At 56.8% G+C, this 22,737-nt stretch carries 30 protein-coding genes and 1 pseudogene; 16 read left to right on the forward strand and 15 right to left on the reverse strand.

Going from position 1 to position 22,737, the window contains the following annotated elements; translation table 11 throughout:
- Window positions 1-133 precede the first annotated feature (133 nt).
- Window positions 134-2,227 carry a 3-hydroxyacyl-CoA dehydrogenase NAD-binding domain-containing protein gene (locus MN186_RS05960; RefSeq protein ID WP_242113453.1) on the forward strand — a complete coding sequence of 698 codons (2,094 nt, stop codon included), beginning with the start codon at window positions 134-136 and terminating at the stop codon, window positions 2,225-2,227.
- 22 nt (window positions 2,228-2,249) lie between these two features.
- Here the strand turns inward: MN186_RS05960 and MN186_RS05965 are convergent, their stop codons facing one another.
- Window positions 2,250-2,465 carry a hypothetical protein gene (locus MN186_RS05965; protein WP_242113454.1) on the reverse strand — a complete coding sequence of 72 codons (216 nt, stop codon included), beginning with the start codon at window positions 2,463-2,465 and terminating at the stop codon, window positions 2,250-2,252.
- A gap of 174 nt (window positions 2,466-2,639) precedes the next feature.
- Here MN186_RS05965 and MN186_RS05970 point away from each other — a divergent pair, with 174 nt between their 5' ends.
- The 4 genes from MN186_RS05970 (at window position 2,640) to MN186_RS05985 (ending at window position 6,145) form a co-directional block, all read left to right on the forward strand.
- Window positions 2,640-2,900, forward strand: coding sequence for a DUF2312 domain-containing protein (locus tag MN186_RS05970; protein ID WP_242113455.1), 261 nt, complete (start codon window positions 2,640-2,642; stop codon window positions 2,898-2,900).
- Between the two features lie 222 nt (window positions 2,901-3,122).
- Entirely contained in the window at window positions 3,123-3,608 is a 486-nt protein-coding gene (locus MN186_RS05975; RefSeq protein WP_242113456.1) for a flavodoxin family protein, read from the forward strand.
- A gap of 416 nt (window positions 3,609-4,024) precedes the next feature.
- A complete protein-coding gene (locus MN186_RS05980) occupies window positions 4,025-4,441 on the forward strand; it encodes a universal stress protein (RefSeq protein ID WP_242113457.1) in 417 nt (138 codons plus the stop codon).
- Window positions 4,442-4,474: 33 nt separating this feature from the next.
- Entirely contained in the window at window positions 4,475-6,145 is a 1,671-nt protein-coding gene (locus MN186_RS05985) for a BCCT family transporter (RefSeq protein WP_242113458.1), read from the forward strand.
- Window positions 6,146-6,220: 75 nt separating this feature from the next.
- Here MN186_RS05985 and MN186_RS05990 read toward each other — a convergent pair whose 3' ends face one another.
- Window positions 6,221-7,747, reverse strand: a complete 1,527-nt coding sequence (locus tag MN186_RS05990; protein WP_242113459.1) for a phospholipase D-like domain-containing protein — start codon at window positions 7,745-7,747, stop codon at window positions 6,221-6,223.
- A 190-nt stretch (window positions 7,748-7,937) separates the two neighbouring features.
- Here MN186_RS05990 and MN186_RS05995 point away from each other — a divergent pair, with 190 nt between their 5' ends.
- From MN186_RS05995 to MN186_RS06040, 10 genes are all read left to right on the forward strand, one after another.
- On the forward strand, window positions 7,938-8,216 hold the full coding sequence (locus tag MN186_RS05995; RefSeq protein ID WP_242113460.1) for a hypothetical protein: 279 nt from the start codon (window positions 7,938-7,940) through the stop codon (window positions 8,214-8,216).
- 34 nt (window positions 8,217-8,250) lie between these two features.
- Window positions 8,251-8,721: a hemerythrin domain-containing protein gene (locus MN186_RS06000; RefSeq protein ID WP_242113461.1), complete on the forward strand. Its 471-nt coding sequence runs from the start codon at window positions 8,251-8,253 to the stop codon at window positions 8,719-8,721.
- A 101-nt stretch (window positions 8,722-8,822) separates the two neighbouring features.
- Window positions 8,823-9,290 (forward strand): host attachment family protein, encoded by a 468-nt coding sequence (locus MN186_RS06005; protein ID WP_242113462.1) that lies wholly within the window; start codon window positions 8,823-8,825, stop codon window positions 9,288-9,290.
- Between the two features lie 86 nt (window positions 9,291-9,376).
- Window positions 9,377-9,556 (forward strand): PLDc N-terminal domain-containing protein, encoded by a 180-nt coding sequence (locus MN186_RS06010; protein ID WP_242113463.1) that lies wholly within the window; start codon window positions 9,377-9,379, stop codon window positions 9,554-9,556.
- 213 nt (window positions 9,557-9,769) lie between these two features.
- Entirely contained in the window at window positions 9,770-10,177 is a 408-nt protein-coding gene (locus MN186_RS06015) for a PRC-barrel domain-containing protein (protein ID WP_242113464.1), read from the forward strand.
- A 95-nt stretch (window positions 10,178-10,272) separates the two neighbouring features.
- Window positions 10,273-10,719: a hypothetical protein gene (locus MN186_RS06020; protein ID WP_242113465.1), complete on the forward strand. Its 447-nt coding sequence runs from the start codon at window positions 10,273-10,275 to the stop codon at window positions 10,717-10,719.
- Entirely contained in the window at window positions 10,716-11,108 is a 393-nt protein-coding gene (locus tag MN186_RS06025; protein WP_242113466.1) for a phage holin family protein, read from the forward strand. The genes MN186_RS06020 and MN186_RS06025 overlap by 4 nt, the downstream gene beginning before the upstream one ends.
- A complete protein-coding gene (locus MN186_RS06030) occupies window positions 11,098-11,931 on the forward strand; it encodes a hypothetical protein (protein ID WP_242113467.1) in 834 nt (277 codons plus the stop codon). Before MN186_RS06025 ends, MN186_RS06030 begins: the two co-directional genes overlap by 11 nt.
- A gap of 18 nt (window positions 11,932-11,949) precedes the next feature.
- Window positions 11,950-12,891 (forward strand): YihY/virulence factor BrkB family protein, encoded by a 942-nt coding sequence (locus MN186_RS06035; protein WP_242113468.1) that lies wholly within the window; start codon window positions 11,950-11,952, stop codon window positions 12,889-12,891.
- On the forward strand, window positions 12,881-13,969 hold the full coding sequence (locus MN186_RS06040) for an AI-2E family transporter (RefSeq protein WP_242113469.1): 1,089 nt from the start codon (window positions 12,881-12,883) through the stop codon (window positions 13,967-13,969). Before MN186_RS06035 ends, MN186_RS06040 begins: the two co-directional genes overlap by 11 nt.
- 91 nt (window positions 13,970-14,060) lie before the next feature.
- Here the strand turns inward: MN186_RS06040 and MN186_RS06045 are convergent, their stop codons facing one another.
- The 6 genes from MN186_RS06045 to MN186_RS06070 form a co-directional block, all read right to left on the reverse strand.
- Window positions 14,061-14,288 carry a hypothetical protein gene (locus MN186_RS06045; protein ID WP_242113470.1) on the reverse strand — a complete coding sequence of 76 codons (228 nt, stop codon included), beginning with the start codon at window positions 14,286-14,288 and terminating at the stop codon, window positions 14,061-14,063.
- A 79-nt stretch (window positions 14,289-14,367) separates the two neighbouring features.
- A complete protein-coding gene (locus tag MN186_RS06050) occupies window positions 14,368-14,823 on the reverse strand; it encodes an MgtC/SapB family protein (RefSeq protein ID WP_242113471.1) in 456 nt (151 codons plus the stop codon).
- A gap of 97 nt (window positions 14,824-14,920) precedes the next feature.
- A complete protein-coding gene (locus tag MN186_RS06055) occupies window positions 14,921-15,115 on the reverse strand; it encodes a CsbD family protein (RefSeq protein WP_242113472.1) in 195 nt (64 codons plus the stop codon).
- 101 nt (window positions 15,116-15,216) lie between these two features.
- Window positions 15,217-16,710, reverse strand: a complete 1,494-nt coding sequence (locus MN186_RS06060) for a histidine kinase dimerization/phosphoacceptor domain -containing protein (protein ID WP_242113473.1) — start codon at window positions 16,708-16,710, stop codon at window positions 15,217-15,219.
- Between the two features lie 65 nt (window positions 16,711-16,775).
- Entirely contained in the window at window positions 16,776-17,327 is a 552-nt protein-coding gene (locus MN186_RS06065; RefSeq protein ID WP_242113474.1) for an RNA polymerase sigma factor, read from the reverse strand.
- Window positions 17,324-17,509 carry a NepR family anti-sigma factor gene (locus tag MN186_RS06070; protein ID WP_242113475.1) on the reverse strand — a complete coding sequence of 62 codons (186 nt, stop codon included), beginning with the start codon at window positions 17,507-17,509 and terminating at the stop codon, window positions 17,324-17,326. Before MN186_RS06070 ends, MN186_RS06065 begins: the two co-directional genes overlap by 4 nt.
- Window positions 17,510-17,626: 117 nt before the next feature.
- Between MN186_RS06070 and MN186_RS06075 the strand changes: the two genes are divergently transcribed.
- On the forward strand, window positions 17,627-18,406 hold the full coding sequence (locus MN186_RS06075; protein WP_242113476.1) for a response regulator: 780 nt from the start codon (window positions 17,627-17,629) through the stop codon (window positions 18,404-18,406).
- Window positions 18,407-18,550: 144 nt separating this feature from the next.
- Here the strand turns inward: MN186_RS06075 and MN186_RS06080 are convergent.
- The 7 genes and pseudogenes from MN186_RS06080 to MN186_RS06105 form a co-directional block, all read right to left on the reverse strand.
- Window positions 18,551-19,418 (reverse strand): annotated as a pseudogene (locus MN186_RS06080) (Na+/H+ antiporter NhaA).
- A complete protein-coding gene (locus MN186_RS16615; protein ID WP_420838903.1) occupies window positions 19,411-19,524 on the reverse strand; it encodes a Na+/H+ antiporter NhaA in 114 nt (37 codons plus the stop codon). Before MN186_RS16615 ends, MN186_RS06080 begins: the two are co-directional and overlap by 8 nt.
- A gap of 60 nt (window positions 19,525-19,584) precedes the next feature.
- Window positions 19,585-19,776 (reverse strand): hypothetical protein, encoded by a 192-nt coding sequence (locus tag MN186_RS06085; RefSeq protein WP_242113477.1) that lies wholly within the window; start codon window positions 19,774-19,776, stop codon window positions 19,585-19,587.
- Window positions 19,777-19,794: 18 nt separating this feature from the next.
- On the reverse strand, window positions 19,795-19,959 hold the full coding sequence (locus MN186_RS06090) for a hypothetical protein (RefSeq protein WP_242113478.1): 165 nt from the start codon (window positions 19,957-19,959) through the stop codon (window positions 19,795-19,797).
- A gap of 138 nt (window positions 19,960-20,097) precedes the next feature.
- A complete protein-coding gene (locus tag MN186_RS06095) occupies window positions 20,098-20,292 on the reverse strand; it encodes a PLD nuclease N-terminal domain-containing protein (RefSeq protein WP_242113479.1) in 195 nt (64 codons plus the stop codon).
- A 76-nt stretch (window positions 20,293-20,368) separates the two neighbouring features.
- A complete protein-coding gene (locus tag MN186_RS06100; protein ID WP_242113480.1) occupies window positions 20,369-21,190 on the reverse strand; it encodes a formate/nitrite transporter family protein in 822 nt (273 codons plus the stop codon).
- Between the two features lie 3 nt (window positions 21,191-21,193).
- Entirely contained in the window at window positions 21,194-22,588 is a 1,395-nt protein-coding gene (locus MN186_RS06105) for a mechanosensitive ion channel family protein (protein WP_242113481.1), read from the reverse strand.
- Window positions 22,589-22,737 lie beyond the last annotated feature (149 nt).

Here is a 22,737-nt window from a genome sequence, read left to right on the forward strand (position 1 = left end):
CTGCCCGGATTGCGCCGCGTAGGCGGCTTGGTTGACCGCCGGATCGGCATCGGCGGTGTTTTGCCTCATAGGTCATTGACAAATTGTGTTAAAATCTGGCGACTTAACATAAGCTGCTGGGATGGAGGCACAGATGAAGGCAAAGGTTGAATACGATGTCACCGATGGCGTCGCGGTCATCAGCATTTCAAACCCTCCGGTCAATGCGCTGAGCGATGAGGTCCGGCAAGGTCTTTTTGACGCTTTTGAACGGGCAGACGCCGACGACCATGTAGGGGCTATTGTTCTTTCAGCCAAAGGCCGGACATTCCCGGCGGGTGCTGATGCCCGCGAATTTGGTCGCCCCCGTGCGGCGCCCACCCTGGCTGATGTCTGCGCCCGGATAGAGGCGTGCCAGAAACCGGTCCTTGCCGCTATTCACGGTCATGCGTTGGGCAGTGGGTTCGAACTGGCCTTGGCATGCCATTACCGGATTGCCCTGCAGGACGCGACGCTTGGTCTGCCCGAGGTCAATCTGGGCGTCCTTCCCGGTGGTGGCGGCACGCAGCGTCTGCCCCGTATAACTGGAGCGAATGCGGCGCTGGACCTGATGATCACTGGCAAGCCGATCACGGCCCAGCGGGGTGGCGATTTAGGACTGATCGACAAAGTGATCCAGAAAAATCTGGACCGGGCGGCGCGGCTTTCGGCTGGTAATATGATAGCCCAAAACAGTCCGCCGCGCCCAACCTGCAGCCGCGACGATGGCCTATCGAACCCCGGCGCCTATACTCAGGCGGTGAATTCGTGGCGCACCCGTGTGAAAGGGAATTTCGTGCCGTCGGTCCGCGCTATTGTTGATTGCGTCGAAGCCGCGTTGCTGTTGCCATTTGATGCCGGTATCGCGTTGGAGCGCAAGTGTTTTGATGATTGCGAAACGGGGGACGAGGCAACGGCCTTGCGCCACGCTTTTTTTGCAGAGCGGCGAACGGCTAAACTGGCCGAGCTTGAGGGGGCGACGCCGCGCAGCATCTCGTCCATCGGCATCATGGGTGCGGGTGGAATGGGGGCGGACATCGCGACCGCCTGTCTTGATGCAGGTCTGCTCGTGATCATTGTCGACAGCGATGACGACGGTCTGGCCCGTGGGGGCCAGCGGATCAAGGATATATATGAAAAGTCGGTCAGCAAGGGCCGGATGGGTCAGGCCGCTGCTGCAGATCGTCTGTCGCGTCTACGTGGAACAACTGACGTAACGTCCCTGTCAAAAGTTGATCTGGTGATCGAAACCATGTCGGAAGACGCGGCAGTTAAGCACGATGTTTTCGCCCAACTGGACAAAATCATGCGCCCCGGAGCAATCCTTGCCACGAACACCTCTCATCTGGATAGCGACGCATTGGCTGCGGCCACGTCACGCCCGCAGGACGTTGTTGGTTATCACTTTTTCGCGCCTGCGCATATCACAAAGTTGATCGAGGTCGTGGTGGGCGATCAGACCCATCGCGACGTGGCGGCGACCGGATTTGCGCTGGCTGCGATGCTGGGGAAGGTGGCTGTCCGCGCGGGCGCATCAGACGGTTTCATCGGCAACCGCGTTCTTGCCGCCTATCGTCAGGCGGCGGATTTCATGTTGGAAGACGGTGCAAACCCAGCGCAGATCGATGGCGCGATGCGCGCCTATGGTTTTGCGTTGGGGCCATATCAGGTGCTGGATATGACGGGGCTTGATACCGCTTGGAAGCGGGGCAAACACTATCAGGCCACATGTGATCGCGAAGAACGCTATGTCGCGATTAGGGACAGGATGTGCGACGAGGGCTGGCTTGGGCAAAAAACCGGGCGGGGGTTTTACGTGCACGGACATGCGCTTGGCCCGGTGGAAAATGATGATGCGCTAGGAATCATAGAAGATGAGCGTCGCCGGAAGAGCATCATACCGCGCCCCTTCACCGACGACGATATCCGCGCCCGCTGCCTGAACGCAATGGCGAATGAGGGCGCTAGATTGCTGGACGAAGGCGTGGCTTCGCGTCCGTCAGATATCGACGTGGTGATGATGTATGGCTATGGTTTTCCGCGGTTTCGCGGCGGGCCGATGATGTCCGCTGACCAACGTGGCCTTCTGGCGGTCAGAAATGCTTTGAAATCCTACCAACCGGACGCACCCGATTTTTGGACGCCGTCGCGTCTGTTTGATGAGTTGATCAAAAACGGTCGGCATTTCAGTGATTTGAACGGCGGTTAGGTGCCGCGATACTTCGGAATAGTCAGGACAGGGACACGCCCAAAATCACGCACATCAATCCGATCACCGATAAAGCCAACCCGCCCATGTTCAGCGCCATCGCCTTCTGAACCCGTTCACGCAGCGCCGCGTCGTCAAGATTTTCGCGTTTGGCCTTCATGACGCGGACAGCGCTGGCCAGCAAGCCGACAAGCCCCACAAGCGACAGGATCGCCCCGATTATGATAAGCCAGTCCATGGCGTTCTCCTATATTGCTTGGATCGCGTAGCGCGGGCAGGCGGCCAGCGCAACCCCCGGCGGTCAAGCGGTCTTGAAGCGGGCAGGGGGACGGGCTAAAGCGGTCTGCGCGAAACCTGAACAGCAGCTTTTGCGAAACGCTCTTGTCACGGGCACCCCCATTAAGAGGATCACATGGACGACAATCAGGCCGATAACAGCTATCGTGTAACCGCCAATGAACTGCGTCAGTTCGTCGAACGGATCGAACGGCTGGACATGGAAAAGAAAGACCTTGCCGACCAACAGAAAGAGGTGATGGCCGAAGCGAAAGCGCGCGGCTATGACACCAAAGTGATGCGCAAGGTCATCGCGCTTCGCAAGCGTGACAAGGACGACATCGCCGAAGAAGAAGCGGTGTTGGAAATGTACAAAGAAGCGCTTGGGATGTCGTAGTCACCGGGTGAATTATGATTGTATAGGGTAAATGTCCGGGCGTTGTGCGTTTGACGGCAGTTTCCCAGTGATCGATTCTGCGAACCGGTAACGGTCATGGGAAATCATCGACAAGCCGGGATGGCGATCTTCGAAGCCTTCGCTGCCTTTACAATTTGCGTCGGAGGCACCCGTAACGGAAGCCATTGGTAAAGCCTGATCTATGCTTTAGGTTGGTCACCAATGGCAAAACTATTGATCGTTTATCATTCCAAGACGGGTGGCAGTCGGCAGATGGCTGAAGCCGCTCATGCTGCGGCCAGCGACGAAATCACAACAGTTCTTAAACCTGCGACGGAGGCTGGACCTGACGATCTGCTGGAAGCGGACGGTTACCTTTTCTGCGCGCCGGAAAACCTTGCTGCGATTGCTGGGCTGATGAAGGATTTTTACGATCGTGCATATTATCCTGTATTGGGTCGCATTGAGGGGCGCCCGTACGCTCAGCTTGTATGTGCCGGATCAGATGGAGAGAACGCTGCACGTCAGACGGCGCGCATCGCCCAAGGGTGGCGGCTGAAAGAAGTTCAGCCGCCATTGATTATTTGCACCCATGCGCAAACACCCGAGGAAATTCTTGCCGAGAAAACCATTCCGGAGGATCAACTTGAGCTTTGTCGAGAACTCGGTGCGGCCATGGGGGCAGGGCTGAGTATGGGCGTCTTTTGACGTTCGCTGATAGAAGCTGACCTTAATGGGGTGCTTTCAGACCGAACGACACCGTTGTGCTTCGTGCGGGGGTTCGCTTGAAATGGGTTCTTTGGTCTGACCCCCGCGCTGCCAAGCGCGGGTGCAAACCATCTTCTCTATATTCCCCCATTTATGAACACGAACAGTAGGCCCGCACAGGGGGCTGACGGGCGTAAGTCGTCTGGGTAGCTATGGAATTTTCGGTTCAGGTCGATGGGCAAACTTGCCCCACGGGTTGATTGCGAGGGCCATGGATGCAAGAGTGACTGCGGCATATTGTACAATTCAGTCAAATTTTCGCGTGCTGGATGTCACAAGACTGCGTTCGCCGTGTTGTTAAAACAGGTGGGCAAAACGAAGCGGCACCGGCAGTGTCGCCAGAGAAAGGAGGGACGATGTTCAAGAAAATTCTTGCACCCGTTGACCTGTACCATGCGGATAAACTGGACAAGGCGCTGACTGCGACCGGTGAATTGGCCCGCGTGTATGGGGCCGAGGTGTGTTACGTCGGCGTGACCGGCTCCACCCCAAGCGAGTTGGCCCGCACGCCCGAACAATACGCTCGCAAACTGAAGGAATTTGCCCGCGAACAAGGCGAAAAATTCGGTGTTACGACCTCGAGCCATACGATTGTCAGTCATGACCCAGCGGTTCAGATGAACCACGAGCTTGCAGCCGCTGTAGAGGATGTGGGTGCGGATCTGATTGTGATGGCGACCCATCCGCCCGATGTGACCGACTATCTCTGGTCAGGTAACGGTGCACATCTTGCCGCGCACAGCGATGCCTCGGTGATGCTGATCCGCGGTTGATAAAGACCGAATTATAAAAAGAAAGGATGTTTGATGGCCGACCAATCAACAGAACCCAACGGGTTGGAGGGCATACCCAGCCCTGAAGGGACCACAAACCTGATCGATACCCAGTATGAAATCGGAGAGGACAACGTCGAAGGTAGTGTCGGACCTTTCGGCTTTGATATTCACAATCCGGTCTTTATGATCTCGGGCTTGGCGATCATGGCGTTCGTGTTTTATACACTTGCATTGCCGGATCAGGCGAACAGCCTTTTTGGCTGGCTTTTTAGCGCGGTGACGACAGGCTTTGACTGGTTCTTCATCGCATCGGCGAACATCTTCGTGCTGTTTTGTCTTATTCTGATCGTCACGCCTTGGGGCAATGTGCGACTTGGCGGGACCGAGGCGACGCCGGACTATTCCTATATTGGCTGGTTCGCCATGCTGTTTGCTGCCGGGATGGGCATCGGTCTGATGTTTTACGGTGTGTCCGAACCGATGAGTCATTTCTCGACTTCGTTTGGCGGCACGGCTGCTGAAGGCGGTGTGCGGACGGACTGGGCGCCCCTGAACGGCGCGGGCGGCAATGAAGAGGCGGCGATCCGGCTGGGTATGGCGGCGACGATTTTCCACTGGGGGCTTCACCCTTGGGCGATCTATGCCATCGTGGCCCTGTCGCTTGCGTTGTTTTCCTATAACAAAGGTTTGCCCTTGACGATCCGTTCGGCCTTCTACCCTATCTTCGGTGATGCGGTCTGGGGCTGGGTCGGTCACATTATCGACACGCTGGCGGTTTTTGCCACGCTGTTCGGGCTGGCCACGTCGCTGGGTTTTGGCGCGACACAGGCCAACGCGGGGCTGAACGAGCTGTTCGGCGTTCCGATCGGATCGACAACCGAGGTGATTCTGATTTCAGCCATCACGGCGGTTGCGCTGATTTCGGTCCTGCGGGGTCTGGACGGCGGTGTAAAAGTCCTGTCCGAGATCAATATGGGCTTAGCCTTCCTGCTGCTGATCTTTGTGCTGCTGGTTGGGCCGACGATCTATTTGCTGAAATTGTTCTTCAGCTCACTGGGTGCTTATGTTCAGTATTTCCCCGCACTCGCCAATCCCTTCGGGCGCGAGGATGTGAACTTCAGCCAAGGCTGGACGTCCTTCTATTGGGCGTGGTGGATCAGTTGGTCGCCCTTCGTCGGTATGTTCATTGCGCGCGTCAGCCGTGGGCGGACGGTGCGCGAATTCATCATCTGCGTTTTGTTGATTCCGTCGATGGTGTGTGTGCTGTGGATGACCGTTTTCGGCGGCACCGCGCTGCATCAGGTGGTTAATGACGGCTATACGCTGGCGCAGGATGCGGCACTGGAACTGAAGCTGTTCAAGATGCTGGATGTTATGCCGCTGGCTGGGATCACGTCGCTGGTGGGCATCTTGCTTGTGATTGTGTTCTTCGTGACGTCATCTGACTCTGGCTCGTTGGTCATCGACACGATTACCGCAGGCGGAAAGATCGACGCGCCGGTGCCCCAGCGTGCGTTCTGGTGCATATTTGAAGGCGCGGTGGCGATCGTGCTGCTGCTAAGTGCTGGCGGATTGCAGTCGCTTCAATCGATGGTGATTTCAACCGGGTTGCCCTTCACTGTGGTTTTGTTGGTGATGTGCATCGCCATCGGCAAAGGGCTGTCGTCCGAGCGCCACTCGGTCAAGGCAGCAGACGAATAGACTGATGAAGCTAAAGCAAGAAGGCCGTCCCAGATCGGGGCGGCCTTTTTGGTTGGGGCCGTCGTCGTATGACGATTACCGCCGCCAATATCGGTAGAGCAACCCAGCTGCCACCAGCGCCGCTGCGCCAAAGGCGATATGACGTGAGGTCAAGACGCGCCGTTTTGGCGTGCCGCGATCAAAGCGGGGATCAAACAGCCGAGTGTTGGCAAAAAACGCCCCGGCGCCATTGTCCTCTTGCAACTCCAGCGGTCGTAAACCGCGCCCCTTGTCCGGGTTCAGAGCCTCTATCGCGGTAAGAATGCGGCCGGTTTGGTCAATTTTGCGTTCCAGTTCTTCCGACGTGCAGTCCAGATGCTCGGCCAGCAGGTCGTTGCGCAGCCGGGCGATGATCTGGCGCGTGGCATCGTCTTGTGCCTCGATGGTCAGGTCGCATTCGGTATCAAACCCCATCGACCGACGGTCCACGTTGCTTGACCCCACCCGTAATGACCGGTCGTCAATCACACAAACCTTGGCATGGACATAGATCGGGTCTTCGCCGGCATTGACCGGCGACCAGATGCGAAATCGGTCTTCGTGATCGGCGGCTTGCAAATCTTCCACCATGCGGGTGCGGGTGACATGCATCGCGTCATCCTCGAACCCATTTTCGGCGCGGACGGGATTAATCACGATCACATCGGGGCCACCGTCCTCGCGCAGCCGAACAGACAGCGCCTGCGTGATCGCGTCAGACGCGAAGTACTGACTTTCAATATAAATCAAATACTTGGCCGAGGCGATAGCGTCCATCACCATCTTTTCGATTTCGTTGACCAGCGCACGGTCGTCTTCGGGGGGATGCGTGCGCGAAATCGCTGCGGCGATGTCGTGACAGCTGACACTGAGTGACGCGGGCCAGATATCGTGCGCCGGAAGATCCGGGGCGGCCAGTTCCTGATCCGTTGCACGGTGCCAGCGGGCGCGGGCCAGATCGCCCAGCTTGCGCGCCGCAGGGCCGGTTACGGCGGTGGTGACGTCGTGCCAAGGCGGGGCGGGGTCCCCGTTACGCAACACCCGGTGCGGGTCGTCGGGCGTATGCTCTGGCGTGTCCCAACGCGCATCCGTGACGTCGATTCCGCCGCAGAAGGCCAGCCGATCATCCACCACGACTATCTTCTGGTGATGACATGCCCCAACCGGGTGGCGCCCGTCCAGCGCCAGTTTGATCCGATCCGGCCCGGCCAGTTTCAACCGTACCGCCGGCACAAATCGGCCGGGCGCAATCACCGCCGACCCCGACCAGCGCAAAAGATAAATCTTGAGGTTGGGCTTTTCGTCCACCACGGCTTCGATAAAATCAATGACCTTGTTGGGATAACCGTCAGGCGCGTTGCCATCGCCGTCGCTTTCACCCGGACGCATCTCGATCTCAAGATCGAAGTCCCACCCGATCAGAAGCACCTGCGACTGTGCCTGAATCAGGGCCTCTCGCAGGGCAATGAAGTAGGCGGCGCCATCGACGATAAGTTCGAACTTCTCGGCAGTGCCCACCTTCCAGCAATTACGCCCCGGCTCGAATAAGCTGGGCGGATCTTGTAGGGTGCTGGGGCGTGACATGATGGATGAAACCTCGATTGAACTTGTGTTGTCAACGCATGTGAGTTGGCGTTGGTTCCCGACCATACAACACAACAGATCGCGGCTGCACTGCTTTGCAAAAACACTTTGGAACCAAATGCGGCGCCAGACGTTCCTTGACTGTGCGCTTGCCGCGCGCCTGTTACACACCAACGCAGGGAAGACAGATATGACACAGCATCATCCCAACAAAGCCTCGACACCCTCGGCCCGCCGCGCGCCATCTGGTCGCCAGCCTGTGGGGAACCTGACCAAGGCCGTCGAGATTTACCATCGTTTGCTGTCCCATATCGACCAGCGCAGCCCCGATGAGCGTGCGTCGACCATCTCTGCAATCGGCAGTGGTCTGCAAAGGATCGAAAGAACCGCGCCAGTTTTCATCTGCCATCACGGGCCGCAGCACCGGCAATTAGGCAAGCTGCGCGACCCCTTGAAGCGAGCCGACTAAATTAATCGTACAAACAGAACTGAAGGAGCCGTCAATGCCCAGCATTTATGACGCGATCAAGCAAGACCACAACAAACATCGCGAACTTCTCGATGCGATCAAGAACAGCGGCCAGGCTGAGCGTGGCAAGCTTTGGAACGACTTTTATTGCGATGTCAAAAGCCACGCAGCCGCCGAAGAAGAGACGTTCTATTCCAAACTCATCTCGAAAACTTGGGGCCAGGATGCTGCCCGCCATTCGGTGCATGAGCATCAGCAGTTGGATGATCTGATGGAAGAGTTGAATGTGATGGATCAGTCGACTGAACTGTGGATGCAGAAATTCGACCAGCTCGCGCATGACTACCACCACCACATGGATGAAGAAGAAAACGAGGTGTTCAAACGCGCCAAGGAAACGATTGACGAAGCCGAGGTTGAAGGCTTTGGCAAGAAATTCGAAGCGCGCAAGGAAAAGGAACGCAAGCTGATCGACGACAAGCGCGAGGACAGCTTGGAAGACTAGGCGATCACCCCCATATGAGAAGTAGGGGTAGGTGATTACGTCCCTTATCCATCCAGACGCGATGTCTTGGTCGCGACGTGCCAGTGTAAACGGAGGTCTTCATGACAAAATTGCGAAACGAAACGTGGGTGTTGATTGCCGACGGGGAAAAGGCGCTGTTCCTGATCAACGAGGGTGATGAGAAATATCCGAACCTGCAGGTGATCCGCAAAGACGAACAGGACAACCCGCCCAACCGCGAACAAGCCGCGAACCGCCGGGGTCGTGTGTACCAAAGCTATAACCACGGCAAATCGGCGTATGAAGACACGGATTGGCACACCCTTGGCAAAGAGCGTTTTGCCCAAGACATGGCCGAGTTGCTGTATAAACGCGCCCATGCGAACGAGTTTTCCCATCTGGTGATCTGCGCGGGGCCAGAATTACTGGCCACTTTGCGCGATGAATTGCACCAAGCTGTCACGGACCGCATCGTGGCCGAGATCCCGAAAACTCTGACCAATCACCCTCTGGATGAGGCCGAGAAAATCATTTGCGCAGATCTTCAAGAACAATCTCAGTCGGCCTGATTTTTCATGGAACCTAACACCGGACAGCACGTTGATTTCCTAATATATGACCGCATTTGGTCGGCATGACGTGAAAGGAACATCAAATGGGTATACTGTCTGGTTTAGGCGGGCTGATTGTCCTGATCCTAGATATCTGGGCGATTGTGTCCGTGCTTCGATCGGGCGTCCCGGCATTAAACAAGGTTCTGTGGATTTTACTTATTCTGGTACTGCCGTTGATCGGTTTTATCATCTGGCTGGTCGCTGGTCCCAAAGGAGCTTGACGCTTTGTGCCGAGTTACAGGCGTAACCTGCTTATCCCCGTTTATTCGCAGGATATCGCATTAAGCAACCGATAAGGCGCGCTGGCTTGGCCATGCGCGCCTTATTTTTTTATTGGATACCAACGCCCGATGTGTCCATCATTTATTGGAACGATTGTCTGACAACGGCGTTATCCTTTCGAACTGATTGACAACGAACGATAGGAGTTGACGATGAAAAATCTTCTTATGACCGCTGCTATTGCCGTGACTGCCGGCACTGCCGCTCAGGCTGACGTACTGGACAGAGCAAATATGCTTCGTGCAGACGATATTGAGGATGGCCGGGTTTATGCCGTCGATGCGACCCAATGGGGCGAGGATGTCACCTTTGACGGGGTCGACGACAATTGGGATGTCGTAGGCGAGGTCGAAGATATCGTTCTGAGCCGTGACGGCCAGATGGCCGGTGTCATCGCCGAGGTCGGTGGTTTCCTGGACATCGGCGACAAGGATGTCTTTATCGAAATGAAGGACCTTCGACTGATCCAGACCGACACGGACGAATATGGTGTCGTCATTTCGTTGACGAAAGATCAACTGATGGACAAGCCCGACCTTGAAGAAGGTTTCTGGGACTGAGCATCTGACGCTCCGGCGCATCGCCGGGGTGCTGCCGCCGAAGTTGCCCTGTGCGCCTCAAATGGCTTTTAATACTGACTTGGATGGAGGATAGGATGGCGAAATCAACCACACCCGCAAAAGCAAGCTCGAAGAAAGAGCAAGCGGCTAAGAAAATCGACGAGGCCGTAGATGAAACAACCTCGGCGCTGAAGTCTTCGGTCGAAAGTGTGAAATCGGGCGCCGAGGATATTGCAAGCTCGGCGCGTGAAACGGCAGAAGCGACCGCAGACACGGTGTCGGAAAGTGCGTCGCGCGCGTCCGACACCTTGCGCGGCGCAGCCCAATCCTTGCGCGACGGGTCCCTTCAGGAACGGACCTTCGGACAATTGGCCGCCAGTCTGGCCGATGCGTCCGATGCAGTTCGTGACAAGGATCTGGGGCAGCTTTCGCGCGATGTGTCCGACCTTGCACGCCGAAACCCACTGCTGTTTGCGGGTGGTGCGGCGCTGGTGGGCTTTGCCGTCGCTCGGATGATGACGAAGCCGGGGGATAAGTCATGAGAAAGGAACGCTCTACCCTTTCGCTGATCACCGACGTGCTGCGTCTAATCTCTAGTCTGGTCCAGAAGGAAATCCGTCTGGCCAAGGCTGAGCTAAGCGAAAATATCAGCCGCGCGGGTGCCGCCATCGGCCTGCTGGTCGGGGCTGCTATTCTTGGGATGGTCGCGCTGAACCTGATTGCTGGAACATTGGTCGCGGCACTCGCGTCTGCTGGCGTGTCCGTCGTGTGGGCGACGTTGATCGTGGCCAGCTTTTTCGGCGTCATCGCATTGATTATGGTGCTGAAGGCTCAAAGTGATCTGAAAATGGCAAGCCGCGCCCCCTCGCGGGCTGCGGATCGTATCCGACGTGACGCAAACGCTTTGAAGGAGGCCACTCATGACAAATGAATCTGACCATATCGAAACCGAAATTGAAGCGGAACGTGCGCAGTTGGAGCAAAAACTGTCTGCCCTCAGCGATCACGTATCCGTGGACGCCCTGACCGCCGAGGCCCGTGATCATATCCGCGCCGCCAGTGGCGATGTCGCCAATAAATTGATGGCCCGGTTCGGCCAGAACGCGCAGGCACACCCATTGGCCGTTGCGGCTGTGGGCGCTGGCCTGACCTGGCTGATGTCAGGCGGGGGCGGGGCTTCGGCGCCATCCTCTGACGAACCGGTGATGCGTCGCTCAATGGGGTCATATAATGGACCGAAACCAGCGGAAGGCGACCCGGGCCGTGAAACGCCCGTGTCAGTAGCTGCTCATTCCACGATACGTGAACCTGACCTGACCGAAAAGATGCAAGCCCGGGCCAAAGGGGCGGTTGAAACGGCTCAGGACCACCTGACCGACCTACGCAAACAGGCGGATGATGTGCGAAGCCGCATCGCCGAAGGCACGGAAGAGCTGTCGGCGGAGGCGCGCGCCCGCGTGGTCGCCGCCCGCGAACGTGCCTTGGATGCCGCCCAGACAACCGGGCGCAAGGTCCGCGAGGCAAGCCAGGCCAGCACCGAGTTTGCCAAAGAGAACCCGATGGTTGTGGGCGGTATCGCCCTGGCGCTTGGCGCCGCTGTTGCGGGTGCGCTTTATATGCGAAAATCTGCGCAAGACAATGAGGAGGATGAGCGGTTGGACGCGTTTACCGAAGCCGACCGGATCTTCGAAGAAGAATTGGCCCGCGCCAGGATCGAGCGAAATACCGCCGTCCAAGGCGACGACGGCAGCTGAATCAAAAGGAGATCCCTCATGGCCCGAGGTCGCGACGCGCAAACCCCGACCGACATTCCCAGTTCCGGCTGGATGGACATCGCAGCCCGGATCGCGCGGCGGGTTGGGCGTGATCGGATCAGCCTGATCGCCGCGGGCGTCGCGTTCTTCGGTATTCTTGCGCTGTTTCCGGCTATCACCGCGCTTCTGGCGGTTGGTGGGCTGGTACTGGACCCCGGCGTGATAGTTTCCCAGATGGACCGTTTCGAAGGGGTCATTCCCGCCGATGCCTTGTCGATCATCCGCACTCAGGCCACGTCTGTCACACAGGCAGAGGGGCTTGAGTTGACCCTGATCCTCAGCATCGGGTTGGCGCTTTGGTCAAGTTCACGCGGGGTCGCGACGCTTTGTGATGGGTTGAATATCGTCTATGAAGAGGATGAAAAAAGAGGGTTTTTCAAGAGAAACGCGATCTTTCTGCTTTTGACTGCACTGTTGATGATGGGCATTTTGGTGGCGATCGGTGTGATCGTTGCGCTGCCCCTGGTGTTGCAATTTCTGTCGCTCGATCCGATTGCCGACCTCGCCACGCGTGTCGGGACGTGGATTTTGCTATTGGGCATTACAATTGCCGGTATCTCGATCCTGTATCGGTTCGGGCCAAGCCGCAGCAACGCACGGTGGCGTTGGATCTCAACGGGTTCGATCTTCGCTTGTATCGGATGGATGGGGGCGTCTTTCGCTTTCACAATCTATGTGTCGAATTTCGCCAGTTACAACGAAAGCTTTGGAGCAATCGCCGGTGTGATCATTTTGTTGATGTGGCTTTGGCTGTCAGCGATGGTCATCCTGATCGGCGGCAAAGTAAATGCCGAGATGGAACACCAGACCCGCAAAGACACAACCACCGGCCCAGACAAACCGATGGGAGAGCGTGGCGCAGTGATGGCCGACACGCTTGGCCAAGCCCGTGGCGACTGAACCCCGGACAAAAGCGAACTGGGCGCAGATCGGCGTGTTCGTGTTTCTTGCCCTGTTTTTTCTGGATTGGGCCAGTGATTTCCTGATCCCAATCATCGCCGCTTTGTTGGGCTTTCTGATCATGCGACCGATCGAACGCAGAATGTCGCGCTGGGGTGTGCCGAGTGCGATAACGGCGTTTCTGATTTGTGCGGTCGCAGGTGTCAGCCTGACCTTTGCAGCGTGGAATTTCAGTCACCCGATTGCGCAACTGGCTGAAGATCTACCCGAAATGATCAACGATCTGCGCCGTATGCCCAACGCGGCGGCCGATACGTTGGACAAGCTGGGTGCGGCTGCAAAAGCTGCGGAAGATGCCGTCGACAGCGGCGATGACACCCCAGCGATGGAGGTGAAGGTGGTCGAAAACACCAACTTTATCGGCTCGTTGGTGGCGTCGGCCCCGGTCATGCTAGGGCAGATTGCGCTGACTATCGTCTTGATGTTTTTCCTGATCTCGTCCGGGTCGTCCTTTGTGCGCAAGCTTGTGGAAAGCTTGCCACGTTTCGCTGACAAGCGCGCGGCGGTGGGCATTGTTCAACAGGTCGAACAGAAGCTGGGGCTTTATCTGGGGGGGATTACCCTGATTAATTTTTGCCTTGGCATCGTGATTGGCGGGGCGATGGCATTGTGGGGGCTGCCCAATCCGGTGATGTTCGGGGTGATTGCGTTTTCGTTGAACTTCATTCCTTACGTCGGCGCAGTGTTTGGCGCGCTTCTGGCCTCGATCGTGGGATTCAACGTCTATAATGATGCGTGGACAGCGATCTTGGTTTTTTCGACCTATATGGCGTTGACCTCGATCGAGGGGCAGTTGATCACGCCCTATGTCATTTCCAACCGCCTGAAACTTAATCCGACGGTGGTATTTGTCACAGTGGCGTTCTTTGCGTGGATCTGGTCGGTGGTCGGGATGGTGATCGCGGTGCCGGTTTTGATCACTGTGAAGGTGATCCTGGATCAAAGCCAATCTACGCGCGCCGCCGGAATTTTCTTGGGTGGCGCGGGTGAGAACACCGAGGTCGAGACCGAGCTTTGATCTTTCCCACATGGCGCAAAATACCACCCGAATATTAAAAGGGCCCGCACAACTGGCGGGCCTTTGAATTCAATTTTGCGTATGATCGAGTTTATTTTTCGTTGTCGTCATCTTCGCCCTCAACCGCGTCGCGCATGGCCTCGGCCAGCTCGGTATCTGCTTCGACCTCGGCCACCGTATCCTTGAGATCATCAGCCGGCGTATCGTCGCTTTTATTGTGATCTTCATCACCTTTTTCGCCGGGCTGGTTCTTAAGCTTGTGATGTTGCGATGAACCTTTCAGGTTCAGCGGTTTATATGACGGTTGGGTCTTGGTCATGATACCTTCCTTTGCATTGTCGCCCGCAGGCGGTTGTATCTAAGAAGTCAACGCATGGCGCACCGGATCGTTCCACGGATCATTTGTCTTCAGACTCTTGCAAGTCGAAGCGGCCCCTTAGCCAACCGACGATGGCAAGGATACCGAATGCCATCAGCGTGGTGATTGCGGCCTCTGTGACATAGCCAAAACCCACCCCGATACCGATGATACCCACGACCCAGATCAACGATCCACTGCCGACACCGCGCAGCTTGCCATCGTCGCGGTTTGACATGATCGCGCCTGCGCCCAGAAAGCCGATGCCGCCCACGACGCCGCTGACGATGCGAGACATATCAAAGACGTAATCCTCGGTTCCGGTTTCCTCGGCGATATTCAGCGATACCATGCACAACGCGGCTGACCCAAGACAGACCAACATATAAGCGCGCATTCCAAGGGGCTTGTGTTTCAGTTCACGGTCAAGGCCAACCACTAATCCAAGCCCCAGTGCCACCAGACAGCGCAGCACGAAAGTTTCTGTTTCGATCATCCGACCATTCCTGTTTTTCGAATACAAAAAAGGGCACGGTGTGAACCGTGCCCTTTGACGTGTCATTTATTCAAAGGCACCGCGTTGCGGCACAAGATCAACTCTCTAACCACTTGTTGACTTCCTCGCGGGCCTCTTCTTTGGATTTTCCGTATTTTTCCTGCAGCTTACCTTCAAGCTGCTCGCGATCACCGTTGATCTGGTCCAGCTCGTCATTGGTCAGTTCACCCCATTGCTGCTGAACGTTACCTTTGAACTGCTTCCATTGACCTTGGATTTCGTCCCAATTCATAACGGATCTCCTTGCGTTTGTTACATCTGATTTCATAACGCAGAAGGTGGGGGATGGTTCCAAGACGAGGACAAAAAAAGCCGAAAAAAACGAAGGTAAGATTAGTCAATTTGGCGTGGCATGACAGCGTCATAAACTATCCCGGCATCGCCGTCGATCCATCGCGCGGTGGCCCGCAAATCATGCAGATAAACTTGCCGCAGCCGTTCGCTGACCGTGTCCGGGGCGGCAAGGGTTTGGACATCGGTCCGGATCGTCAAATGGGCCTGATCGCCTTCCTCTACAAGATCAATTTCGACATGCGTGGCACCCGATCGTGACAAGCGGTCCATTTTTTCAACGATCAGATAGCACAGGGCATAAACCCGGCTGACGCGCAGTTGCACGTCGCGATAGTTCTCGCGAATTTTAATGTGGTCGGCGACCAGTCCTTCGTGACGCAAACCTTGAACCAGCTGGCGAACGGCCGATCCCACCGGCAGCGTGGGCGCGTCGGTGGATCGGTGCATTGCGTTGTGGACAAGGTTGATCACCCGAATGCGCAGCGCCAGACGTTCGACCAGTTTCCGCTCGGCAGGTGTATCGACATCATTGGCATAGAGCCGCAAGATGGATTGGATGATTTGCAGGTTATTGCCCACACGATGAAATATTTCGCGTTGCAGGATGTTTGCGTTGTGCAGCCGATTTTGCGCCTCGGCTTCTTCATGCAAAAGCTGTTCGGACAAGGTCGAGAACTCGGACCGCATGGCTTCGGTCTCGCTGCTGTCCCAGGGGCCTGGCTCGGACCGGGGCAGGTCGCGGTCGCGGCGAAAGGCGCGCATTTCATCCGTTAGTTGGTTGATGTCGTCCAGCGCCATCTTGCGGATCAGAAGATCGGCCAGCATCAGGCTGATGGCCAGCAGCGCCAGCGGCACGAAACTGGCGTTGACAATGGTCAACCAAAGGGGTGGCGCGGCGATGCCGGAGGTTAATGTCGCAAAAAATCGGAGATCGAAAGCAGCGACCGGCAGGACGGCGATATCTTCGCCGGCAGGCCCGCTGACAATACCGCGAGCGGTGGGAGCGGGTAAGTTGGCCAATTGGTGATAGGTTGGGTGATCAGCGTCTGCAGCCATGGTTGTGGGCGACAGAAACGCATGGTCGGTCGCAATTTCTGGCGGTTCAATTGGGCTCAGCTCTGCCTCGATGGCGATGATGCGCGTCTGCACGGTTTGCGTGACGAACAGATCACGCTCGGACAGCGTGACATCGGGACGGATTGTGGTCGCGGTCGTGTCGGCCACCATGCCGGATCGCACGATCCCCTGCGTGCAGATTGGCTGCCCTTCGGGTGAATAAATTCCCGCCGCTACGACAGGAAACTGTGCCTTCAGGATAGCGCTGATGACCATATCGCATTCTTCGCCCTCAGATAAATCCTGGGTGCTTAGTTCGCTTAGGATGTCCAACAGAAGGTTGGTCTGAACGAGCGTTGATGTCACGCTGGCCGACCCATTGCCCAACGCGTCCAGCGCGGCAATCTCGCGGGTGTGATAACGGTCGGTCAGGATGCTGAACTGATAGACGCTGGCAAAAAGAGCAATCGGCGCCATTACGATCAAGTAAACCGCAATGAAGCGGCTTTGCAGTGAGCCAAGAAATTTTCGGCGTTTGCGGGTCACATATGGCCTGATTGATTGACGACGGACAGGGTTTCGCTGTCCGTCAATTCGGTGGGTTTATCGTCGTCCAGCTGCATCAGATGCCCCAGTTCCTTGCGTGCGCGGTTGGTGCGCGATTTCATCGTGCCAATTGCGACGCCGCAGGTCTCTGCCGCTTCCTCATACGACAAGCCCAAGGCGCCGATCAGGGTCAGGGCCTCGCGGTGTTCAGCCTTCAACTGCCGAAAGGCGTCGTTAAACTCGGCCATTTGCAGGTGGCCGTCATGGTCGGGTTTGACAGACAGGGCTGCGACGATCTCGCCCTCGGGATCTTCGGCTTCGCGCACGGCTTTGCGGCGTTCCGAATAAAAAGTGTTGCGCAGGATGGTAAAAAGCCAAGCGCGCAGGTTTGTGCCTTCGCGGAACTTGTCGAAATTTCCAATCGCCTTGACCATGCAATCCTGCACAAGATCGTCGGCCCGCACAGGATCGCGTGTCAGGCTTCGGGCGAAGGCGCGCAGCGCCGGAATATGTTCCAGCACTGCATCGCGCGGATCAGAAGCAGTCATTTTTCTGACTCCTGTGATGACGCGTCGGACGATGAGGTATTGGGGGCCGCGTCCTTCAGTTGGGCCAGCAAATCCTTAAACCGATCCGGCACACCTTCATCCAGCGTTTGACCAAACGCTTTCTTCAGGTTGTCGTCAATCAGGTCCTGTGATCGTTTATCGGCTGGCTCGTGCGCGGGCATTGTATTCACTCTGTTATCTCGATTTTATCCGGCATATCATACGGTCAACGGCTGGGATACCGATGGGTTCCCAACTTGCCATAAAAAATTGAATATAAGACGATGAAGGACTGTGAGATGAATCATATTGCAACCCACATCCCCTATCTGCGCCGGTATGCGCGCGCGCTGACTGGAAGCCAGCCGACAGGCGACGCTTATGCGGCAGCCGTGCTTGAAGCGATGATAGCAGATCCCAATACAATCCCCGAACAGGACGATGCGCGGGTCGCGCTGTACCACATGTTTCACACGATCTGGCACAGCTCTGGTGCCCCAGTGTCCGAGGCGGAGCGGGGCGTGGCGGCCACGGCGCAAAAGCACTTGTCGAAGCTCACGCCAAATTCACGCGAGGCGGTGTTGCTGAATGCGCTTGAGGAGTTTTCCGAAAGCGACGTGGCCCGGATCATTGACGTTCATGCCGACGAGGCAAAGGACCTGATCCGCATCGGACAGGCCGAACTGGCCGAGGCCGCGCGGGGCGCCGTGATGATCATCGAGGATGAGCCGATCATCTCGATGGATATCGAGGGGATTGTGACCGACGCAGGCCACCGTGTTTTCGGCGTGGCCCAAACCCGCGATGAAGCGGTCGAGATAGGCACCGATGGCCGCCCTGATCTGATCTTGGCCGATATTCAACTGGCCGATGACAGCTCGGGGATTGATGCGGTCAACGATCTTTTGTCCGCCCATGGCGATCTGCCAGTGATTTTCATCACCGCGTTCCCCGAACGCCTGCTAACCGGCGAACGCCCCGAACCGGCCTTTCTGATCACCAAGCCGTTCCGGCCCGAACAGGTATTATCTGCGATTTCGCAGGCGATGTTCTTTTCGTCCACTGACACGTTGAAGTAAGGTTCAGCGCCCGGCCTTCTGGAAAAGCTGGGCGTGACTTATCCGGTGTTGCGTGCGCTGCGTTGCATGGTGGGCCATGATCAAAACGACGCTGCCCAATACGGCTGCACACATCGATGCAAGCAAGACGCAAGCTTCACCCCCTTAAGCTGCGGTCCATGGAAAGGCCGAGTTCGAGATGAAGATCGACATCGTGAACCCCAGACCTGCGAAACAGCCCGCGCCCAGCACCTGCGTCATGTTGATCTCGGATGACAGGCGGCCCAGTCCCAGCCGAGCGGCAACATAGACGAAGACGAAAATACCGACGGGCTTGCCCACCACCATTCCTGGCAGCACTCGCAGGCTTTCGGGGCTGTGAAATTCACGTTGTCTGCATTGATCAAAAGCCCGGTGTTGAAAAACGCAAACAGCGGTAGGATCAGAAAACTCATCCAGTTTTTCAAGGCATGCCGGATATGCACACCCGGCACGCCCAGCCGGTCCATGACCATTTGAAGCTGGCTGAAGGTCGGCGCGGCCACGATGGTCTGCGCGCTGATCTGCTTGCCGCGCTTGAACAGTTTGGCGGTCCGGGCGGCAACGATCCGGCGCTCGGCCTTGGCGCGACTGGGTGGTGCGATGGCAATCAGCACACCGGCCAATGTGGCGTGCGGCCCGCTTTCATGGACGAAATACCAAAGAAACAGTCCCAGGATCAGATAAGGGGCACGCCAATAAATCCGGTCCATGTTCATTGCCATCATCATTGCGAAGACGGTCGCTGCGGCGATGGCTGCGTCCAAGTGAAAGCAGTGGCCGTAAAAGGCTGCAATCACCAGATTGCGCCCAAATCGTCAACAACCGCCAGTGCCCAGACAAATATTTTCAACGACGTCGGCACCCCGTTGCCCAACAGGGCCAGAATGCCCGGAGTAAACGCAATATCGGTCGCCATCGGGATACCCCAGTCGTGGCTTTGCGGCAGCCCCCAAGTCAGCGCAAGATAGAACCCGGCCGGCACGCTATCCACCCAACGCAGCGATCACAGGCATGGCAGCAGCGGATCGCTCGGACGGTTCGCCTTCGACAAATTCATGTTGTATTTCGATACCAACTAACAGGAAGAACAACGCCATCAGGGCGTCGTTGATCCAACCCAGCAGGCTTAGTTCCAGACGTTTTCGTAATGCACACCGTCAATAGAACAGATAGGGCGCGTTGGAGGGGAAGTCCTGCGACAGGGTTTCGCGGTCGCGCTGGACGCGATCTGCCACGTTCGACGCGTCAAGATCTGGCTCGAACTGTGCTATGTCCAGCCTCAGATTACGCGCGAGCTTCCGTACCGTCTTGTGGCGATATTTTGGTGGGGATTCGAACAACGCGGCCATCATGTCGAAAAAACGATCCTACCGCCCTGCAGCGAGTGCGGCCCGTGCGGCAAGATCGGCACTTTTGTTACCATCCGGATAGGTGAACCGAACAGCCACAGTGACCTTGTCAGGCGACAAGCGCCGCGCAAGGTGCAGGATCACATCGCGCAGACGCCGCGTGGGTCTGTCGGGGAAATCCACGAACCAGACAAGCCGCCGCGATGCGGTTTCATTGCCGATGACGAAATCATGGCTGGATCATAATCTTTTTTGCAGCGCCATCGCCTTGTCCGTTCCTTATTGCACCACGTTATTTTACTTGCGATCAGGTTGCCGCCATCACCCCCGTGCGCCCGTGCTGCGTGGCCCCAAAAGCAGCCATACGATGAAGCCAAGGATCGGCAATAGCAGCACGAAGATAGTCCAAAGAACCTTCGCCAATGCGGATGAACCAGAGCTGAGGATGCTGTATATCGCGTATATATCAAGAGCCAAGACGATGGCGCCGCCAAAGCTGGTGGTCAGGTTGTCCATGATTTTCCCTTTCGTGCTAAAACGCCACGTCAACGTCTTATCGTGCAACTCGGTTCCTAAAGGCGGGCGAAAACTTCTACTTGCGGGGGCTCGCGTCGATATCGCGATGCACTTGCCCCCAAGCAAGCATAGCGAAGATCACAGCGCCGCCCACCACGTTACCGGCCAGAGCGGGCAGAAAGAATCCAAACGTCGCCTGACCCCATAACAGCTTCCCGGTCACGATCAGAAAGGCCATTTCCACTGATCCCGCGACGATATGGGTGAAATCACCCGCGGCGATCAACCACGTGAACAACACGATGATCGAAATCGAGGACACGCCTGCTTCGGGCAGCATCCAGACGATGGCGGCGATCAGGATGCCGGCGGGGATGGCGCGGGCGAAGGTTTCGGCCGGCGGCATACCGGTTGCGTGGCGCGACAAGTCTTCGATCGCAACAAGAATTTCAGGGTTCAGCGCGCCGCCATGTGCATAGAAGGTCGCGATGGCAAAGGCGCCCACCACGTTGGCAGCCAATACGATTGACCATAGCACAATGATTCGGTTGAAAATGTCCCATGTGGGCGTTTGCAGAAACGGCAGGACTGTGGTGATCGTGTTTTCGGTAAACAGTTGCATCCGCCCGATGATCACCATCACGAAGCCCAGCGAATAGCCCAGATTCTCGATCAGAAAACTATAGCTCGCGTCGGGCAGGTGGCTGCGCAAAATGGCTTCGCCCAGCACCGAGAAGCTGATCACGATGCCTGCTGAAACGCCTGACCAGAACAATGAGCCATTGCTGCGGTCCAACTCCTCTTCCCCGCTTCGGCGAATGACCTCATAGACCGTGGTTGCGGGCAGTTTTCTGGCATCTTCGATGGTCTGCTCTTTGTTTTTTTCATCTTCTGTCATGGGTTAGCTATCCAAGAGGTTGTTATCTTTGTCACCTTCGACCTGCACCTGCATCTGCCGGTCCAGCTTCTCGACCTCGTTGGACAAATCGTCATCAACGACCGAGGTTTCCGGCTCGCTTGTCGCTTCGGGGATGCGTTGCGGTGCGGAGTGGGGGGCAGCAGTATCCGCGGCGCCCGCGGTGGCCAGCGGGATACCTTCGGGGAAAATGATTTCGCGCGCTTCGTCGGGCATGCTGATGCCTGCTTCTGTCAGGGCTTTTTTGACCCGACGGATCAAAACCGATCGCAGCTTGAGGGGCGAAATGGCGGCACCGTCGAACCAATAGTAAATCTTGATATTGACCGTCGCCGCCCCCAACGTATCCGCCAGAACCATAGGTTCGGGTTCGGCAGAGATGGCTTCATGTGCGAACAGTTCGGCCAAGATGATTTCTTGCACATCGCTGATTGCAGCATCATAACCGACGCCCACGTCAAACGATCCGCGACGGCTGGGACTGGCGGTGAAGTTCTCGATTGTTGCCTTGAACACGGCGGCGTTGGGGATCTGGATATGATTGCCTTCGGGCGAGACAAGGACGGTGCTGCGGGTGTTCATGCTGTGGACGACCCCCTGATGGCCGCCAACATCAACAAAATCCCCGCGCCGAAAGGGTTGGCGCAGGCTTAGCAGGAGGCTCGCAAGGAAGTTCTCGGCAATGTCACGAAAGGCGAAGCCGATGACGATGCCGATCACCCCCGCGCCGCCCAGAACCGAAATGGCAAGCTGAGTCAGCCCAGCTATTTGAAGAACGATGTAAAGCCCGATCAGAAAGACAGGCAAGGCGATGAACCGTGCTGTGATATCGCGCAGAAAAGGTGACCCAAGCCGATCCTGCAATACCCACCGGGCCATCCGCGCCACGCCCGTGGACAGGAAATAGGCTAGGGGCAGGATCAGCAAAGCCAGCACGATCAAGGGTGCCGCCGCGACCGTTTTGTTCCACAAGCCCTGCAATTCTGACAGGGCTGGATCAATGCTGAAATCGGAACCTTGCGTGACGACAATGCGGTTCACAACAGCAACCACCCCATCTGTTTTTGCTGCCAGATCACGCGCCCAGATCTGCCGTTTCGATGACGCGGCGGTGCCGTCCAGAAAAACGATCCCGTCCTGCACTTCCACCTTGATCCCCATATACCAACCGGTGGCTTTCAGAATGCTCTCGATCCTGTTCGCAATCTGATCGTCGCGCACGTTTTCCGTGACCGAGACCGTTTGATCGGTGTCCACGACCTCGGTCCCGACACCATCGGCGATGCCTTGGGTCGCTTGCTGCGGCAATGCAGGGGTGGCAGTGAGCGTGGCCGCCAGCCAGATAACCAGCGCAATCAAATGCATGTTTGTCTGTGTCATGAAATATCCCGTTCGTTCGATATCAACCGCAGGATGGCCCGAATGGTTCCGAAGGGCGATGATTTTTTTCGCATGGGGCGGTAAGAAGGTGGGAACAATATCTGGGGGGCTGCGTTAAACAACGGAGCGATAAGCAATAAAACGGGATC

This window comes from Aliiroseovarius sediminis, from assembly GCF_022678485.1.
Lineage (GTDB): Bacteria > Pseudomonadota > Alphaproteobacteria > Rhodobacterales > Rhodobacteraceae > Aliiroseovarius > Aliiroseovarius sediminis.

Bases quoted from the DNA above. Each gene is read 5' to 3' on its own strand.
- MN186_RS05960 (WP_242113453.1), top strand. From the start codon at position 134: ATGAAGGCAAAGGTTGAATACGATGTCACCGATGGCGTCGCGGTCATC.
- MN186_RS05965 (WP_242113454.1), bottom strand. From the start codon at position 2,465: ATGGACTGGCTTATCATAATCGGGGCGATCCTGTCGCTTGTGGGGCTT.
- MN186_RS05970 (WP_242113455.1), top strand. From the start codon at position 2,640: ATGGACGACAATCAGGCCGATAACAGCTATCGTGTAACCGCCAATGAA.
- MN186_RS05975 (WP_242113456.1), top strand. From the start codon at position 3,123: ATGGCAAAACTATTGATCGTTTATCATTCCAAGACGGGTGGCAGTCGG.
- MN186_RS05980 (WP_242113457.1), top strand. From the start codon at position 4,025: ATGTTCAAGAAAATTCTTGCACCCGTTGACCTGTACCATGCGGATAAA.
- MN186_RS05985 (WP_242113458.1), top strand. From the start codon at position 4,475: ATGGCCGACCAATCAACAGAACCCAACGGGTTGGAGGGCATACCCAGC.
- MN186_RS05990 (WP_242113459.1), bottom strand. From the start codon at position 7,747: ATGTCACGCCCCAGCACCCTACAAGATCCGCCCAGCTTATTCGAGCCG.
- MN186_RS05995 (WP_242113460.1), top strand. From the start codon at position 7,938: ATGACACAGCATCATCCCAACAAAGCCTCGACACCCTCGGCCCGCCGC.
- MN186_RS06000 (WP_242113461.1), top strand. From the start codon at position 8,251: ATGCCCAGCATTTATGACGCGATCAAGCAAGACCACAACAAACATCGC.
- MN186_RS06005 (WP_242113462.1), top strand. From the start codon at position 8,823: ATGACAAAATTGCGAAACGAAACGTGGGTGTTGATTGCCGACGGGGAA.
- MN186_RS06010 (WP_242113463.1), top strand. From the start codon at position 9,377: ATGGGTATACTGTCTGGTTTAGGCGGGCTGATTGTCCTGATCCTAGAT.
- MN186_RS06015 (WP_242113464.1), top strand. From the start codon at position 9,770: ATGAAAAATCTTCTTATGACCGCTGCTATTGCCGTGACTGCCGGCACT.
- MN186_RS06020 (WP_242113465.1), top strand. From the start codon at position 10,273: ATGGCGAAATCAACCACACCCGCAAAAGCAAGCTCGAAGAAAGAGCAA.
- MN186_RS06025 (WP_242113466.1), top strand. From the start codon at position 10,716: ATGAGAAAGGAACGCTCTACCCTTTCGCTGATCACCGACGTGCTGCGT.
- MN186_RS06030 (WP_242113467.1), top strand. From the start codon at position 11,098: ATGACAAATGAATCTGACCATATCGAAACCGAAATTGAAGCGGAACGT.
- MN186_RS06035 (WP_242113468.1), top strand. From the start codon at position 11,950: ATGGCCCGAGGTCGCGACGCGCAAACCCCGACCGACATTCCCAGTTCC.
- MN186_RS06045 (WP_242113470.1), bottom strand. From the start codon at position 14,288: ATGACCAAGACCCAACCGTCATATAAACCGCTGAACCTGAAAGGTTCA.
- MN186_RS06050 (WP_242113471.1), bottom strand. From the start codon at position 14,823: ATGATCGAAACAGAAACTTTCGTGCTGCGCTGTCTGGTGGCACTGGGG.
- MN186_RS06055 (WP_242113472.1), bottom strand. From the start codon at position 15,115: ATGAATTGGGACGAAATCCAAGGTCAATGGAAGCAGTTCAAAGGTAAC.
- MN186_RS06060 (WP_242113473.1), bottom strand. From the start codon at position 16,710: ATGGCGCCGATTGCTCTTTTTGCCAGCGTCTATCAGTTCAGCATCCTG.
- MN186_RS06065 (WP_242113474.1), bottom strand. From the start codon at position 17,327: ATGACTGCTTCTGATCCGCGCGATGCAGTGCTGGAACATATTCCGGCG.
- MN186_RS06070 (WP_242113475.1), bottom strand. From the start codon at position 17,509: ATGCCCGCGCACGAGCCAGCCGATAAACGATCACAGGACCTGATTGAC.
- MN186_RS06075 (WP_242113476.1), top strand. From the start codon at position 17,627: ATGAATCATATTGCAACCCACATCCCCTATCTGCGCCGGTATGCGCGC.
- MN186_RS16615 (WP_420838903.1), bottom strand. From the start codon at position 19,524: ATGGCGTTGTTCTTCCTGTTAGTTGGTATCGAAATACAACATGAATTT.
- MN186_RS06085 (WP_242113477.1), bottom strand. From the start codon at position 19,776: ATGGCCGCGTTGTTCGAATCCCCACCAAAATATCGCCACAAGACGGTA.
- MN186_RS06095 (WP_242113479.1), bottom strand. From the start codon at position 20,292: ATGGACAACCTGACCACCAGCTTTGGCGGCGCCATCGTCTTGGCTCTT.
- MN186_RS06100 (WP_242113480.1), bottom strand. From the start codon at position 21,190: ATGACAGAAGATGAAAAAAACAAAGAGCAGACCATCGAAGATGCCAGA.
- MN186_RS06105 (WP_242113481.1), bottom strand. From the start codon at position 22,588: ATGACACAGACAAACATGCATTTGATTGCGCTGGTTATCTGGCTGGCG.